Origin of the sequence: Achromobacter agilis (genome assembly GCF_900496965.1) — a bacterium.
Classification (GTDB): Bacteria; Pseudomonadota; Gammaproteobacteria; order Burkholderiales; family Burkholderiaceae_B; genus Achromobacter; species Achromobacter agilis.
Map to the genome: position 1 here is coordinate 1 of NZ_UFQB01000026.1, position 15,029 is coordinate 15,029.

Here is a 15,029-nt window from a genome sequence, read left to right on the forward strand (position 1 = left end):
GGGGGTATAGCTCAGCTGGGAGAGCGCTTGCATGGCATGCAAGAGGTCAGCGGTTCGATCCCGCTTACCTCCACCAGCCCAAAGCGAAGAACGCAGTACGAGTTTTGCAGGTCCAGGTCCCCTTCGTCTAGAGGCCTAGGACATCACCCTTTCACGGTGAGTACAGGGGTTCGAATCCCCTAGGGGACGCCAGTTCGCTGGCACGCAGTACGCAGTACCTAGATGCAGTTGAAGTGACCAAGTTGTTGAGTAAGCCGCTGCGGAGCGGTAGTTCAGTTGGTTAGAATACCGGCCTGTCACGCCGGGGGTCGCGGGTTCGAGTCCCGTCCGCTCCGCCAAAAGCTCTCGTTCAGGGTCTTTCAAGAGCTCCGTATTCGGGGCTTTTTGCTTTTTAGGGTGTAAGGCCTGGTTGCCGGCAGTTTGAGGCAGCAAGGATTCCTGGGGGGTATAGCTCAGCTGGGAGAGCGCTTGCATGGCATGCAAGAGGTCAGCGGTTCGATCCCGCTTACCTCCACCAGTAAGCAGTACGGTAGTAACATTGCTGTTTGTTCAGGTCCCCTTCGTCTAGAGGCCTAGGACATCACCCTTTCACGGTGAGTACAGGGGTTCGAATCCCCTAGGGGACGCCAGCTTGCTGGCACGTAGTACGCAGTACCTAGATGCAGTTGAAGTGACCAAGTTGTTGAGTAAGCCGCTGCGGAGCGGTAGTTCAGTTGGTTAGAATACCGGCCTGTCACGCCGGGGGTCGCGGGTTCGAGTCCCGTCCGCTCCGCCAAAGATCAAAGAAAGCCTTGTAAGCCGTTGCTTACAGGGCTTTTGTCATTTCCGGGCCCGATTCGCGCGGCAAGCCCCCCCCCCTCCCCGGCTTACCCCTCCCTCCCTCTCGCAGGCCGCGCTGCCGGCATCGGCACGGTTCAAGCCCGCGCCTAGGGCTTACCCTTAAATATGTTGTTAATATATTTAATGGATATTAGACTGTGCCCGCAAAGACCGGTTCGATGTCCACATCCACAAGGGGAAACCATGAAAACACTGATCCGCGCACTGGCCGCCACCGTCATTTCGGCATGCGCCGCCGGCTCCGCCGCCGCGGCGGAGGTCACCTGGCGAGTGCCGACCTCCGTTCCGGAGGGCTCGCCTTTCTACAAGAATTTCCTTGAACGCTTTGCTTCCAATACCAAGACGCTGACGGGCGGACGGGTGGAGATCCAGCCGTTTGGCGCAGGCGTGATCGTGCCAGCGCTGAAGGTTTTCGATGCCGTGCAGGATGGCGTGGTCGAGGCAGGCCATTCCACGTCCAGCTATCTGGTCAACCAGAATCCGGAAAACGCCATCTTCTCGGGCTTCCCGGGCGGCATGGGCCCGGATGCCTACAAGGCCTGGCTGTACGAAGGCGGCGGCAGGCAGAAACTCGAAAAGCTGCGCGCCCATCAAGGCTTGAAGACCATGATCGTGGGAATCGGCTCCTCCGAGATCATGGCGCACGCCAACAAGCCGATCCGCAATGCGGAAGACCTGAAGAACCTGAAATACCGCACCTCCGGCCCCTGGGCGGAAGTGATGCGCGACTACTTCGGCGCGGTGCCGACCGTGGTGCCGCCGGGCGAAACCTACACCCTGCTGCAGCGCAAGGGCGTGGATGCCGTGGAATGGGCACCGCCGTCGGCCAACATGCCCGAAGGATTTCACCAGGCCGCGAAGTACATCGTGGTGCCAGGCGTGCACCAGCCCACGTTCATGTGGGAAGTGGTGGTGAAGCAGGAGACCTGGGACAAGGTGCCGGCCGACCTGAAACCGCTGATCGAAGCCGCCGCCGAGCTCACCACGCAGCAAGGGCTGGACTCGTTCTACGACGCCGACATGAAGGCCATGGCGAAGTACCGCAGCGGCCGCAACGAGATCATCACGCTCGGCCCCGAGTTCGTGAAGCAGCTTTCCGATGCGGGCAACGACTGGATGCGCAAGACCGCCGAAGCGCAGAAGGCCGCCGGCAAGCCGGACATGGCCGAGGTGCTGGCTGATTACCAGGCCTATCACGAGCGCTGGAAGGCCGAGAGCGGCTACCTGGTTCGCAACTGACGCGGCGGGGAAGGCGATCATGCTCGATGTCCTGGCCCGGTTTGCCAACGGTGTGTCCCGATTCGCTTCTCTGCTGGCCAGCATATCGGCGGCAGTGCTGACCCTGGCGATGGTGTACGAAGTCTTCGCGCGCTATGTGTTCGATGCGCCGACGGTGTGGGCGTTCGACATCGCCTATATGAGCAACGGCGCGGTGTTCCTGCTGGGCATGGCCTATGTCCTGCGGGAAGACGCCCATATCCGCATCGACGTGCTGCGCAACCGCCTGCCGGCCCGCTTCAACAACGCGGTCCAGGGCGTCGCCTACCTGCTGATCCTGGCGCCGCTGTTCGGCGTGCTGTCCTCGATCGCCGTCTCGCACACCTGGCGCGCCTGGGTGCGCCACGAAGTCGAGACGGTCAGTCCCTGGGCGCCGGTGATGTGGCCTTTCTATCTGCTGATCGCGATCGGCCTGATCGCGATGACCCTGCAACTCGCGTCCGAGGGCCTGCGCGCCTTTGCCGGCCAGCGCTCCCCCGCCGCGAAGGAACATTGATGAATCCGACTGTCGCAGCGCTGATGTTCCCGGGGATGTTCCTGCTGATCTTCCTGGGCATCCCGGTTTCCCTTTCCCTGATCATCCCCGCCCTCATCGCCGGCTGGTTCGCCTTCGGCGGGAATGTCTTCAACCAGCTCTACGGCGGGCTTTACTCGGCCGCCACCAACTACATCCTGTCCGCGATTCCCATGTTCGTGCTGATGGGCGCGATCCTGGAACGCTCGGGGATCGCGGCGCGCCTGTTCCGCACCATGCAGCTCTGGCTGGGGCGCCTGCCGGGCGGTCTGGCCGTGGCGACCATCGCCATGGGCGCAACCTTTGCGGCGGCCGCCGGCGTGGTCGGCGCGGTCGAGGTCATGGTGGGGCTGATGGCCATCCCGGCGATGCAGCGCTTCCGCTACGACAACTCGCTGATCGCGGGAACCATCTGCGCCGGCGGCTCGCTGGGCACGATGATTCCGCCGTCGGTGGTGGCTGTGGTGTATGCCTCGCTGGCGCAGGTTTCAGTGGGCGAACTGTTCGCCGCCATGCTGTTCCCCGGCCTGATCATGGTGGGGCTGTTCGTCCTGTACATCATCGGCGTTTGCGTGCTGAACCCGAAGAAAGGCCCGCCCGCCGACGCCGAGGACATGCGACTGCCGCTGGCGTCCAAGCTGCGCATCACGCTGAGCGGGCTCGTGCCCACGATGCTGCTGATCTTCGCCGTGCTGGGTTCGCTGATGGCGGGCATCGCCTCGCCCACCGAGGCGGCCGCCGTGGGCGCCGTCGGCGCCTTGATCCTGTGCATCTGCTACGGCCAGTTCAGCCTGTCGATGATGCGCGAATCCCTGGCGATCACGGTCCGCATTTCGGCGATGATCCTGCTGATCGTGGCCGGCGGCATCATGTTCACCGGCATCTTCGCGGCCAACGGCGGCTCGCGCCTGATCCAGGGCCTGACGGCGGACCTGGGCCTGGGCGTCAACGGCACGCTGGTCCTGTTCCTGTGCATCGTCTTCCTGCTGGGCTTCGTCCTGGACTGGACGGCCAACGTGCTGATCTGCGTGCCGCTGTTCCTGCCCGTCCTCACGGCCGCGGGCGTCGATCCGATCTGGTTCGGCGCGCTGGTGATCATCGTGATCCAGACGAGCTACCTGACACCGCCCATGGCCTCGTCGATTTTCTACCTGCTGTCGATCGCCCCGCCGGACATGAAGTACGGCCAGGTGTGCAGGGGCGTGTTGCCCTTCATCCTGGTGCAGTTCGTGACGCTGGCGATCGTGGCGCTGTTCCCCGCCTTGGCGACCTGGCTGCCGCAGCGCATCGTGGGCTTCTGAACAAACCTGGTTTGCGGGCCCGCGGGGCCTCGCTTTTGCCCGGCGATACGGGCGCTTTTTCTGCAATAGGAAGACGTATGAATATCGAAGGAGTCCTGGTACCCATCGTGACGCCGTTCGGCGCGGACGGCCGCGTGAATGCCGATGCCCTGCGGCAGCTGGTGGAACGCTTCGTGGAAGCGGGCGTGGCCGGCATCGTGGCCTGCGGCACGACCGGCGAGTTCTACGCCCTGGAGGACGCCGAGCGCGAGCTGGTGCTGCGCACGGTGGCGGAGGCCGCAAGCGGACGCATCACGCTGATCGCCGGCATCAATGCGCTCTCCACGCCCGAAGCGATCCGCAACGCCCATCAAGCCCGGGAACTGGGCTATGAAGGCCTGATGCTGACCGCCCCGCCGTACAGCCTGCCCGAGCAGGCGGGCATCCTGCAGCATTTCCGCACCGTGGCGGCCGCCACGCCGCTGCCCATCATCCTTTACGATTTCCCGGCCCGCATCGGCGTGCAGATCGCAGTGGAAACGGTGATCGAACTGGCCCGCGTCCCCAATATCATCGGCATCAAGGAAAGCAGCGGCAACTTCAACCGCGCGCTCGCGCTGATCCAGGCCCGCATTCCGGATTTCCAGATCATCAGCGGCTCCGACGACATGGCCGCCGACTTCCTGTTCTGGGGCGTGCGCAGCTGGATCAGCGGCGGCGCCAACGTGTTCCCCGCCGAACAGGCAGCTATGGTCAAGGCGGCCGCCGAACAACGCTGGGATGACGTCCGCGCGCTGATGAGCGGCATGTACCCGGTGATCCAGGCGATGGAATCCGGCGACTATAACCAGAAGGCCAAGCTCGGCTGCCGCCGCCACGGCGTCGACGCCGGGACGGTGCGCCTGCCGCTGGCGCCCTTGTCGGCCGAGGACGAGCGCGCGTTCCTGGCCATGCTCGATGCCTACCAAGGATAGGGGAACCGCCATGCCGCAAGCCAAAGAGCAGATTTTCGAGCAGGCCCGCGCCGGGCAGCTATGGGCGGGCAACCTGATTCCCGGCCATGCTGCGCCGGGGGCCCGTCTCGAGAACACCACGCCCATCGACAACAGCGTGATCGGTTCGATCGAAGCCGGCACGGCTGCCGACGTGGACCGCGCCGTGCAGGCCGCCCGCGCCAGCTTCAAATCGGGCGAGTGGTCGGGCCTGGCGCCGGCCGAACGCAAGCGCATCATGCTGGCCTGGGCCGGCCTGCTGGCCGAGCACGCCGAAGAACTGGCCGCGCTGGACTGCGTCGACGCCGGCAAGCCGATCACTGAATGCCTGAATACCGACATGCCGGCCACGCTGGACACGTTCCGCTGGTATGCCGAAGCCGTGGATAAGTGCTTCGGACGCATCTCGCCGACGGGGCCAGAGGCGCTGGGCCTGATCGTGAAGGAACCCATAGGCGTCGTGGGCGCGGTGCTGCCGTGGAATTTCCCGGCGCAGATGTATGCCTGGAAGGTGGCCCCGGCTCTGGCCGCCGGCAATTCGGTGATCGTCAAGCCCGCCGAGCTGACCTCCCTGAGCGCCTACCGCATGACCCAGCTCGCCCATCAGGCCGGCGTACCGGCAGGCGCCCTGATACTAGTCACGGGTTTGGGCGAAACCGTCGGCCAGGCCATCGGCCGCCATATGGGCGTGGACGTGGTGTCGTTCACCGGTTCGACCGAGGTGGGAAGGTATTTCCTCAAGTATTCCGCCGAGAGCAATCTCAAGGAAATCGTGCTGGAATGCGGTGGCAAGAGCCCTCAGGTGATTTTCGACGACGCCGACCTGGACGGCCTGGTCGATCACGTGCTCGCCGCGGCCTTCTGGAACATGGGAGAGAACTGCAGCTGCGGTTCGCGCCTGATCGTGCAGGCCGGAATCAAGGACGCCCTGCTCGACCGGCTGCGCCAGCGCCTCTCGGAATGGAAAGTAGGCCTGCCCACCGAGGCCGACGTCAAAATCGGCCCGCTGATCGAGCGCGCGCATTTCGACAAAGTGCGCGGCTTCCTCGAAGGCGCCGCGGCCGAGGGCGCCCGGCTGGCGCATGGCGGACGCATTCATTCGGAACTAGGCAGCGGCTGGTACGTCGAACCGACGATCTTCGACGCGGTGTCCGCGAGCTCCCGGCTATTCCAGGAAGAGGTTTTCGGCCCGATTCTCGCGGTTACGGCGTTCGACACCGAGGCGGAGGCCATCGAACTGGCTAACGACAGCCAGTATGGCCTGGCCGCTTCGCTGTACACCCGCGATGTGCGCCGCGCGCAACGCGTGGCGCGAGCCATCCAGGCCGGCACGGTGTCGATCAATGGATTCTCGGAAGGCGACATCACCACGCCCTTCGGCGGCTACAAGCAGTCCGGCTTCGGCGGCCGCGACAATGGCCTGGAAGCGCTGGATCAATACCAGCAAGTCAAGACCATCTGGTACGTGAACTGACCTTCATGCGCTAGGGCGCGGACCCGACCCCAGAGGCCGGGCCCGCGCCGCCATCACCCTTCGATCACCGTGTGGGTGAATTCCATCAGGTAGCTCATCAATGCGTCCGCTCCGGCCATGGCCCGCTCCGGGTCATTGGCGTAGATGCCCTCGGCCTCCATCAGGTGGCACTGGGCGCCGCGCTCCAGATCGCCTTCATGCTGGAAGGCGTACCAGAACCGGCGGCACTGAATGATCATGGGAATGATCGCCTGCACCGCATAGGGATTGCGGCTGGCTTCGTGATTGACCCGGTCCAGGGCCTGGTCGGCGTGCATGTAGCCGGCCAGGTCTCCGCGCCCGGCGGCATCAACCATATCGTGCGCATGCTGGAGCAGTTTGGCGCGCTGCTCCGGCGTGGCGCGGCGCGCCGAGGACATGGCGATCAGGCGCTCCAACACCCGGCGGGTTTCGATCAGGATCAAGTGCTCGGCGATGCGGATCTCGCTCACGCGCAGGCCGCGGCGCGGCTGCTGCTCGATCAGCCCGCTGGCGACCAGGCGCATCAACGCCTCGCGGATGGGCGTGCGGCCCAGGCCGGTCAGCTGGATCAGGTCGCTTTCGACGATCGGCTGATTGGGTTCGAGCTTGAGCGTTGCGATCATTTGCTCGATCGCATCGTAGGCGGCTTCGGTGGCGCGTGTTTTGACGATGGGAGGGGAGTGATTCATGAAAACAATGACCAGGATCCTGCGAGAGTGGGCACGCCTCGCGGAAGCCGGCAAGCCCCCTGCAGCGATCGTTAATATTTTTTTAGTATATTAGATTACAGCGCGCCACGCCTAGGCACTCTCGCAAACTATCGCGCCATCGCCGGACGTGAGGCCGCCGAAGGGTGCGAACCTCCCCTACCCTCAGACTCGTCCATTTCGCTATCTGGACAGCGGAACAGCGTGCCTTCATTCTTTGCGTTCGTGCCCAGCGAAATGAAGAGGACTACGTGACCGCGAACGCCGACGCCCACCATGCGCACCGCCAGCATTTGCAGAGCATCATCGCTGGATTGAACGAAGGCATCATCCTGCTGGAACCCAACGGCACCATCGCCTGGGCCAATGCCAGCGCTCTCGGCCTCCATGGCACCGACAGGCTCGAAGACCTGGGCAGCACGCCATCCGGCTACCGCAAGCGCTACACCCTCACCAGCCGCAGCCATCACCGCGTGCCCGCCCGCCAGTATCCGCTGGACCGTCTGGCGGCGGCCGAACCGTTCGACGACCTGCAGCTGAACCTGCGGCGCAAGGACGATGGGGAATTCCTGCGGCACGTGCGCGTGCGTGGCCTGCACCTGCGAAACGGCGACGGCGCGGACTACCGCGTGCTGATCCTGCACGACCAGACCGGCAAGCCCCGCGCCGAAGCGCACTTCGACTCCGACTTTGGCAGCAATCCCGTTCCCGCCGTGGTCTGCCGACTGCAAGACCTGCGCTGCGTGAAAGTGAACCAGGGCTTTCTGGACATGACGGGCAGCACGCGCGAAGCGGTGCTGGGAAAGTCGGCCCGTGAACTCGACTTGCTGGGCGGCGGCGAGGACAAGGGAGATGCGATCGCCCGGCTCAACAAGGGGCAGGCCATCTCGCAGCGCGAAGGCGTGGTGAAACGGGCGGACGGCGGCGACAACGCCGTGATCGCGACCGGGCAGCCGATCGACATGGACGGCGAGCCCTGCATGCTGTTCACCTACCTGGACCTGGAGGCGCGCACGCGCACCGAACTGGCCTTGCGCGAAAACGCGGAGCGCTTCTCGACGGCCTTTCGCCTGGCCCCCGTGCCCATGGTGCTCTGTGAAGGCGACGACCTGCTGACGCGGGAAGTCAACGACGCCTTCGCCGTGGCCATCGGCGTCAGCGCCGAGCACTGCATCGGACAGCCGCTGGCCGAGCTGGGCCTGCAAGCCTGCGCAGACATGGCCGCGGACCTGAAGCGCGGGGAACGCATCCGCAACCGGGAAGCCGCGCTGGTCACGCGGGCCGGCGGGCAGCTGGACTGCCTGGTGTCGGCCGAATCTGTCACGATCGGCGGCCTGCCACAGGTACTGGCCGCGATGCAGGACATCACCGAACGCAAACGCTCGGAGACGGAATTGCTGACCGCCATCGAGGCCGTCATGCAAGACACCTCCTGGTTCAGCCGCAGCATCATCGACAAGCTGGCGCAGCTGCGCCAGCCCGCGCCCGCCACGCGCGACGTCGCGGACCTCGCCCAGCTCACGTCGCGCGAGCGCGAGGTGCTGGGCCTGATGTGCCAGGGCCACGACGACGACGGCATCGCCAAGAGCCTGAAACTGTCGCGCAACACCGTGCGCAATCACGTGGCGACGATCTACAGCAAGATCGGCGTGCATCGCCGCAGCGCCGCCATTGTCTGGGCGCGCGACCGCGGCATCACCGGCCACGAATCGCCGCGCAGAAGAGACAAGCCTCAGGCGGGTTGATCGCAACGGGTTGTTTACAATTTGATTCAAAATAATCGGACCCACCCCGTCGCCGAAGATGAGGCCGCGTTAGCGATATGCGACCATTAAAATCGCTTATTTCCGGCGAAAATAACTACTAATATCCATTAATTCCGCCCATACCGGCTGCATTGCGCAAACCCTGCGCAGCTTCTTACGATCCGCCGATCCTGCCCTTGCCTAGCAAGCGGCTCGATTCCGCAAGACCGACAGGAGCCCGTTCATGCAGACCGCCTACATCCCCGTCCCGACGGCCGCCAAGCCCGCGTCCGCCCCCGCCTGGAGCGCCGCCGACATCATGGCGCTCTACGAGCTGCCGTTCATGGACCTGGTTTTCCGCGCCCAGCAGACGCACCGCGCCCATTTCGATCCGAACGCCATCCAGCTCTCCAGCCTGCTGTCGATCAAGACGGGCGGCTGTCCCGAGGATTGCGCCTATTGCCCGCAATCCTCGCACTACGACACCGGCCTGGACGCCGACAAGCTGATGCCGCTGGAAGACGTGGTGGCGGCAGCGCGCGCCGCGCAGGCGGGCGGCGCGCAGCGCTTCTGCATGGGCGCCGCCTGGCGCAGCCCCAAGCCGCACCACCTGGACGCGGTGGCCCAAATGGTCAGCGCCGTCAAGGCGCTGGGCCTTGAAACCTGCGTCACCCTGGGCATGCTGCGCGAGGGGCAGGCCGAACAGCTCAAGCATGCCGGGCTGGATTACTACAACCACAATCTGGACACTTCGCCCGAGTTCTACGGCAAGATCATTTCCACGCGCACTTACCAGGACCGCTTGGACACGCTGGACCGCGTGCGCGACGCAGGCATCAGCGTGTGCTGCGGCGGCATCGTGGGCATGGGCGAATCGCGGCGCGAGCGCGCCGGCCTGATCGCCCAGCTGGCCAGCATGGAGCCCTATCCCGAATCCGTGCCGATCAACAACCTCGTCCAGGTAGAAGGCACCCCGCTGGCTGGCGGGGAAGCGCTGGATCCCTTCGAATTCGTGCGCACCATCGCGGTGGCCCGTATCGCCATGCCTCGCGCCGCCGTGCGCCTGTCGGCCGGCCGCGAAGCGATGGATGACGCGCTGCAGGCCCTGTGCTTCATGGCTGGCGCCAATTCCATGTTCTACGGCGATGCGCTGCTGACCACCGCCAATCCCCAGATGGAAGCCGACCAGCGCCTGCTGGCCCGCCTGGGCATGCGGGTCGACGCTGCCCAGCATTTGGGGCAGGAAGCCGCGACGTGCCGCTGACCCCAGGCCTGCTCTACCTCCTGGCCAGCGTCGCCTGCAGCGTGACCGTGGCCGTACTGCTGAAGCTCGCCAGGCGCTACCAGGTGGACGTGCGGCAGGCCATCGCCATGAACTACCTCGTAGCCGCCCTACTCTGCTGGGCCGTGCTGCGGCCGGATCCGGCCGGCCTGCTGACGCCGCGGACGCCCTGGCTGGTGCTGGCCGCGCTGGGCGTGCTGCTGCCCAGTGTGTTCCTGGCGATGGCGGCGGCCGTGCGCCATGCCGGCATCGTGCGCAGCGACGCGGCGCAGCGCCTGTCGCTGTTCATCCCGCTGCTGGCGGCGTTCCTGCTGTTCGGCGAACCGCCCAGCGGCCGCAAGCTGGCCGCGATCCTGCTGGCCGCCGGCGCGTTGTTCTGCCTGCTTCGCCGCGCGGCGCCGGCGCAGGAGCCCGCCGGCGGCGAGCCCGGCAACGGCCGCGCGACGTGGCTTTGGCCGCTGGCCGTGTGGCTGGGCTACGGGGTCATCGACATCCTGTTCAAACAGATGGCGCGCGCGGGCACCGCTTTCGCGGGCGGCCTGCTCCTGGCTTTCGTGATCGCCGGCCTGCTGATGCTGGCATACCTGCTGCTGCGCCGGGTGCGGTGCCACCCCCGGCATCTCGCCGCCGGCGTGGCGCTGGGGCTGGCGAACTTCGGCAACATCCTGACCTACATCCCGCGCTGGTGTTCGCGTCGATGAACATGGGCGTGATCACCCTGGGCACACTGGTCGGCGCGCTGGCCTTCCGTGAACCGCTGTCGCGGCTGAACCTGCTGGGCATCGCCCTGGCGCTGGCCGCCATCGTGCTGATGGCGCCCTGGTAAGGGCGCCATCCCGGACTCAGGTGCCGGTGCGGACCTGCCGGCCCTCGCCTGCCTCGTCCTCGGCAGGCGCTTGCGGAACGGGCTCGGCCGCCGGCGCGACGGCCGCCGGATCGGGCTGCGCCATTTCCATGGAGATGTCGTTCTCGGGATCCACGCGAGGATCCAGCACCGCCGCGGCGGGCGAGCTCTGCAGGGTGTCGGGCATCGGCACGAAGTGCGTCGGCGCCTCTTCCACCTGGTGGGCGCCGGTGACCCGCGTGGGACGCACATGCCAGACCAGGATCACCGCGCATGCCGACGTGAACACGTAGTACATGCTGGGGCCGGCCACGGACATCAGCACGCCCGCGATCATGGGCCCCACGCAGGCCCCCACGCCGTAGGTCATGAGCAGCACGGCCGACAGGCTGACGCGGCGCTCGGATTCGACGTGGTCGTTGGCGAACGCCGCGCCCAGCGGATACAGGGTGAACTGCAGCATGCCGAAGACGCAGGACATGGCGACCAGCGCCCAGTACGGCAGCGCGATCCAGCCCCACATGACGGCGGGCAACAGCACCAGCAGCAAGGCATTAAAGCGTATCAGGCCCGCCCGGTTGATGCGGTCGGACAGCCAGCCCATGGGCCATTGCGACAAGAGGCCCGCGGTTACCGCGGCGGCCACGAAGATGGCCGCCTGCGACGTGGAAAGCCCGTGCTTGGCGGCATAGACCGCGGCCAGGCCGTAGAAGGCGCCGGAAAGATTGCCCGCCACGAACAGCACCGTCATCGACAGCGGCACGCGCCGCATGAAGAAACGGATGTCCAGCGGCGCCGGCAGCGGCGTCGGCGGGTGGGAGCGCGCCGTGACGGCGATGGGCACCAGGCACAGCACCAGGCACATCGCCACCAGGGTCAGCGGCCGCAGGTCCAGCGTGGCATACGCGGTCAGGGCCAGCTGCCCCAGCACCGTGCCCAGGCCGGACACGACCATGTAGACGGAAAAGACGCGCCCGCGCTGGTGGTTTTCGGTCTGCTCGTTGAGCCAGCTCTCGATCACCATGAATTCGGTCACCATGACGATGCCCGAAATGACGCGGAACACCAGCCACAGTGGCATGGAGTCGACCAGCGTCTGCGCCAGGATCATGCTGGTGGCGATGGCCGCACAGGCGACGAATGCCCGGATGTGGCCCACGCGGATGATCAACCGGTGGCCTAGCCGCGCGCCGCAGACCAGGCCCAGGTAGTAGCCGGCGATCAGGGCGCCGATCCACACTTCGCTGACGGATTGCGCCGTCAGCCGAAGCCCCATATAGGTATTGAAAAGACCTGTGCCGATCAGCATCAGCAAGGTCGCGAAGTACAGCGACGAGAATGAGGAAAGGGTGGCAAGCATGGCGTCGGCAACCGCTGCTGGCGGTAGCATTGCGGGCCGCCAGGGCGGCCCGCAACGTTGAGCGGTAAAACAGGAACTGCGTTGGGTCAGACTTGCGACAGCATCGTGGCGGCGTCGCTGACTTCGAACTTGCCAGGCGCTTCGACGTTCAGCTGCTTGACCACGCCGTCGACGATCAGCGCCGAGTAGCGTTGCGAGCGCACGCCCATGCCGCGCTGGATCAGGTCCAGCTCCAGGCCCAGCGCCTGGGTCCACAGCGCGGAACCGTCGGCCAGCATGCGGACCTTGCCGTCCGTTTTCTGTTCGCGGCCCCAGGCGCCCATGACGAACGCATCATTGACGGACACGCACCAGATTTCATCGACGCCCTTGGCCTTCAAGGCCGCGGCCTGTTCCACGTAGCCCGGTAGGTGCTTGGCGGAGCAGGTGGGCGTGAACGCGCCCGGCACGGCAAACAGCGCGATGGTCTTGCCGCGGGCCAGATCGGCGACCTGGAACGCGTTGGGGCCCAGCGAGCAGCCGGCGGTTTCGGTTTCGATGAATTCGGTCAGGGTGCCATCCGGCACGCGGTCGCCGACTTTGATCGTCATGGAGATCTCCAGGGGAAAAGGGGCAATGCATTGGGGCAGGATCGCCCCACAGGCTCCATCATAGTTCTTGCGGAGCCGCCCTGCTGCATTGGGCGCCCCGGGAAAAGAAGATGCACAGTCTGAAACGACTCCACACCGCCCCCTCATGGCCTGGAAACGGCTGATTGCCATAATGTGGCGGAAATCCTTGCCCGCGGACGCCGCCAGCAGGCGAACGGGCGCCAAGCGGAGATTCACCGATGCGCAAGATCTTGACCGGCCTGGCCTGGGTGCTGGGCGCAGCCGCCCCGGCCTGGGCGGCCCCGGACGCTAGCGAGCAGGTCCAGTACGACGCCTTCGTCATGGCCGCGGGCGCATCCAATGGCGCGGCCCGCGCCTGCGGCGCCTCCGAACCCGACCTGGCCCAGCACCAGGCCACCTCCCGCAAGAACCTGCTCCAGTACGCCCAGGAATACGGGTTTTCGGCGAACGGCTACGACGCGCTGTTCCAGAAGGGGCAGGCGGAAGGCAAGACGATGATGGACGAAATGAAACGTTCCGGCGTGGACGGTTGCCGGGGTGTGCTGGGCGGGTTCCAGAATGAACGCGTGATGGGGTATGAGGAGATGAAGGGTGCGTTGGCCGAGGTGAATGATGGGTTGCCGGGGGAGAGTGCTAAGTAAGGGGTAGTTTTTTTGCGAGGGCTGACGGTTCTTGGTTCTGCTGGTTCTGCTGAGGCTGCTGAGGTTGCTGAGGCTGCTGAGGCTGCGGGGCCTTGAGGCGCCTGGCGTGCCGGGGCCCGGGGCGCGCGGGTCAACGATTGCGGCCCGGAGCCTTCGCTCCGGGCTTCCCCATCGTCAACCTCGTCCGCCTCCGGCTCCCTTCGGTTTCCCTCGGGCTTATCGACTCCCCGCGCACCCCGGGCCCCGGCACACCAGGCTCTGCCACTTGAAACTTCGCGGCCGCTGGGGGGAATGGCGTGCTTGGCATTTTTCTGCCGGCACAGGGAGGGGGGGCGGAAGATCTTGCGGTGCCCGCCCCAGGTCGGCCGCGCGGGCGGCCTTTTGGGGCTTACGCGGTGTCTTGCGTCGTGATGGTGCCGCTCGCGCGCTGTTGACGCTGATTGCCAGCCGGTGTCTGACACCAACGCGACAACACCACCCCCGCCAGTGTCTGCCCCCCGGCTTGCGATGCCAGCAAAAAAAGCTCAGAGCCCGTTCTGCTTGAACCAGTCCAGCATCCGGGTCCAGGCCTGCTCGGCCTCGGCCTTGCGGTAGGACGGCCGATAGTCTGCGTGGAAAGCGTGCGGCGCTTCGGGGTAGACGTCGATCCGGGATGCCTTGGCTGGCGCCGGCCCCTGGGCCAATGCGATCCGCATGCGGTCCACGTCGGTCTGCGGGATCCCCGCGTCCTTGCCGCCATAGGCGCCCAGCACCGGGGCCTTCAGTTCGTTCACCAGGCTGAGCACGGACTTGGGTTTCAGGTCGCTTGGCTCGCCCGCCAGCTGCCCGTACCAGGCCGCGCCGGCTTTCAGCTTGGGATTGTGCGCGGCATACAGCCAGACCTGGCGGCCGCCCCAGCAGAAACCCAGGATGCCCAGTTTGTCCGGGTCGCCGCCGTTGGCCGCGGCCCATGCCGCCGTGGCGTCCAGGTCGCCCTGGACCTGGGCGTCCGGCACCTTGCCGATCACTTCCGCCTGCAGCTTGGGGATCTCGGTGTATTTGGACGGATCGCCCTGCCGCGCGAACAGCTCGGGCGCGATGGCGAGGTAGCCTTGGTGCGCCAGGCGGCGGCACACGTCCTGGATGTACTCGTGCACCCCGAAGATTTCCGACACCACCATCAGGGTGGGCAGGTTCTTTTTGCCCTGCGGCGCCGCGCGGTAGGCGGGGATCTTGCCGTCCGGGGCAGGGATATCGATCTTGCCCGCCAGCAGGCCGCCGGCATCGGTCGAAATGGCGGTTTGCGCCACGGCCTGGCCGGCCGCTAGCGAAAATCCTGCCGCCACCGACGTGGCGATGAACCCCCGCCGGTCCAGCCGCAGGGGCGGAAGCAGGCTGTCGAACTGCGCGTCCTGGTCTTTCATCGAGCATCTCCTGGCAAAGGCCGGCCGAGAGCGTCCG

The 15,029-nt window shown here is 65.9% G+C and carries 12 protein-coding genes, 6 tRNA genes and 1 pseudogene; 15 read left to right on the top strand and 4 right to left on the bottom strand.

Translation table 11 applies throughout. The annotated features are described in order from the left end of the window. The 11 genes from AGI3411_RS24360 to AGI3411_RS24410 all read left to right on the top strand — a co-directional run bounded on the left by AGI3411_RS24360 (position 1) and on the right by AGI3411_RS24410 (position 6,378). Positions 1 to 76 (top strand) — tRNA-Ala (locus AGI3411_RS24360). Between the two features lie 40 nt (positions 77 to 116). Further along, positions 117 to 192: transfer RNA gene (locus AGI3411_RS24365), tRNA-Glu, on the top strand. 69 nt (positions 193 to 261) lie between these two features. Continuing rightward, positions 262 to 338: transfer RNA gene (locus tag AGI3411_RS24370), tRNA-Asp, on the top strand. Between the two features lie 103 nt (positions 339 to 441). Beyond that, positions 442 to 517: transfer RNA gene (locus AGI3411_RS24375), tRNA-Ala, on the top strand. Positions 518 to 553: 36 nt separating this feature from the next. Next, positions 554 to 629, top strand: a tRNA-Glu gene (locus tag AGI3411_RS24380). A gap of 69 nt (positions 630 to 698) precedes the next feature. Next, positions 699 to 775, top strand: a tRNA-Asp gene (locus tag AGI3411_RS24385). A gap of 248 nt (positions 776 to 1,023) precedes the next feature. Next, positions 1,024 to 2,079, top strand: coding sequence for a TRAP transporter substrate-binding protein DctP (gene dctP, locus AGI3411_RS24390; RefSeq protein WP_129529904.1), 1,056 nt, complete (start codon positions 1,024 to 1,026; stop codon positions 2,077 to 2,079). A 19-nt stretch (positions 2,080 to 2,098) separates the two neighbouring features. Further along, the gene (locus AGI3411_RS24395) at positions 2,099 to 2,614 is read left to right on the top strand and encodes a TRAP transporter small permease subunit (protein WP_043544402.1); all 516 of its coding nucleotides are present in this window, start codon (positions 2,099 to 2,101) and stop codon (positions 2,612 to 2,614) included. Further along, positions 2,614 to 3,933 (top strand): TRAP transporter large permease, encoded by a 1,320-nt coding sequence (locus AGI3411_RS24400; protein ID WP_129529905.1) that lies wholly within the window; start codon positions 2,614 to 2,616, stop codon positions 3,931 to 3,933. The genes AGI3411_RS24395 and AGI3411_RS24400 overlap by 1 nt, the downstream gene beginning before the upstream one ends. Positions 3,934 to 4,010: 77 nt before the next feature. Then, positions 4,011 to 4,886 carry a 4-hydroxy-tetrahydrodipicolinate synthase gene (gene dapA / locus AGI3411_RS24405; RefSeq protein WP_129529906.1) on the top strand — a complete coding sequence of 292 codons (876 nt, stop codon included), beginning with the start codon at positions 4,011 to 4,013 and terminating at the stop codon, positions 4,884 to 4,886. Between the two features lie 10 nt (positions 4,887 to 4,896). Continuing rightward, entirely contained in the window at positions 4,897 to 6,378 is a 1,482-nt protein-coding gene (locus tag AGI3411_RS24410; protein ID WP_129529907.1) for an aldehyde dehydrogenase, read from the top strand. 53 nt (positions 6,379 to 6,431) lie between these two features. Here AGI3411_RS24410 and AGI3411_RS24415 read toward each other — a convergent pair whose 3' ends face one another. Beyond that, on the bottom strand, positions 6,432 to 7,088 hold the full coding sequence (locus AGI3411_RS24415; protein ID WP_129529908.1) for a GntR family transcriptional regulator: 657 nt from the start codon (positions 7,086 to 7,088) through the stop codon (positions 6,432 to 6,434). A gap of 269 nt (positions 7,089 to 7,357) precedes the next feature. On the opposite strand from AGI3411_RS24415, the gene AGI3411_RS24420 reads away from it, so the two are divergent. The 3 genes and pseudogenes from AGI3411_RS24420 to AGI3411_RS24430 all read left to right on the top strand — a co-directional run bounded on the left by AGI3411_RS24420 (position 7,358) and on the right by AGI3411_RS24430 (position 10,959). After that, entirely contained in the window at positions 7,358 to 8,851 is a 1,494-nt protein-coding gene (locus AGI3411_RS24420; RefSeq protein WP_129529909.1) for a helix-turn-helix transcriptional regulator, read from the top strand. Positions 8,852 to 9,095: 244 nt separating this feature from the next. After that, on the top strand, positions 9,096 to 10,115 hold the full coding sequence (gene bioB / locus AGI3411_RS24425) for a biotin synthase BioB (RefSeq protein WP_129529910.1): 1,020 nt from the start codon (positions 9,096 to 9,098) through the stop codon (positions 10,113 to 10,115). Next, positions 10,112 to 10,959: pseudogene (locus AGI3411_RS24430) on the top strand (EamA family transporter). The gene bioB and the pseudogene AGI3411_RS24430 overlap by 4 nt, the downstream one beginning before the upstream one ends. Before the next feature lie 16 nt (positions 10,960 to 10,975). Here the strand turns inward: AGI3411_RS24430 and AGI3411_RS24435 are convergent. Further along, positions 10,976 to 12,337, bottom strand: a complete 1,362-nt coding sequence (locus tag AGI3411_RS24435; protein WP_129529986.1) for an MFS transporter — start codon at positions 12,335 to 12,337, stop codon at positions 10,976 to 10,978. 86 nt (positions 12,338 to 12,423) lie between these two features. After that, complete coding sequence (locus AGI3411_RS24440; protein ID WP_129529911.1) at positions 12,424 to 12,927, bottom strand: peroxiredoxin; 504 nt, start codon at positions 12,925 to 12,927, stop codon at positions 12,424 to 12,426. A 239-nt stretch (positions 12,928 to 13,166) separates the two neighbouring features. Here AGI3411_RS24440 and AGI3411_RS24445 point away from each other — a divergent pair, with 239 nt between their 5' ends. Continuing rightward, on the top strand, positions 13,167 to 13,589 hold the full coding sequence (locus AGI3411_RS24445; protein WP_129529912.1) for a hypothetical protein: 423 nt from the start codon (positions 13,167 to 13,169) through the stop codon (positions 13,587 to 13,589). Positions 13,590 to 14,113: 524 nt separating this feature from the next. Here the strand turns inward: AGI3411_RS24445 and AGI3411_RS24450 are convergent. Beyond that, the gene (locus AGI3411_RS24450) at positions 14,114 to 14,992 is read right to left on the bottom strand and encodes a dienelactone hydrolase family protein (RefSeq protein ID WP_129529913.1); all 879 of its coding nucleotides are present in this window, start codon (positions 14,990 to 14,992) and stop codon (positions 14,114 to 14,116) included. Between the last annotated feature and the right edge of the window lie 37 nt (positions 14,993 to 15,029).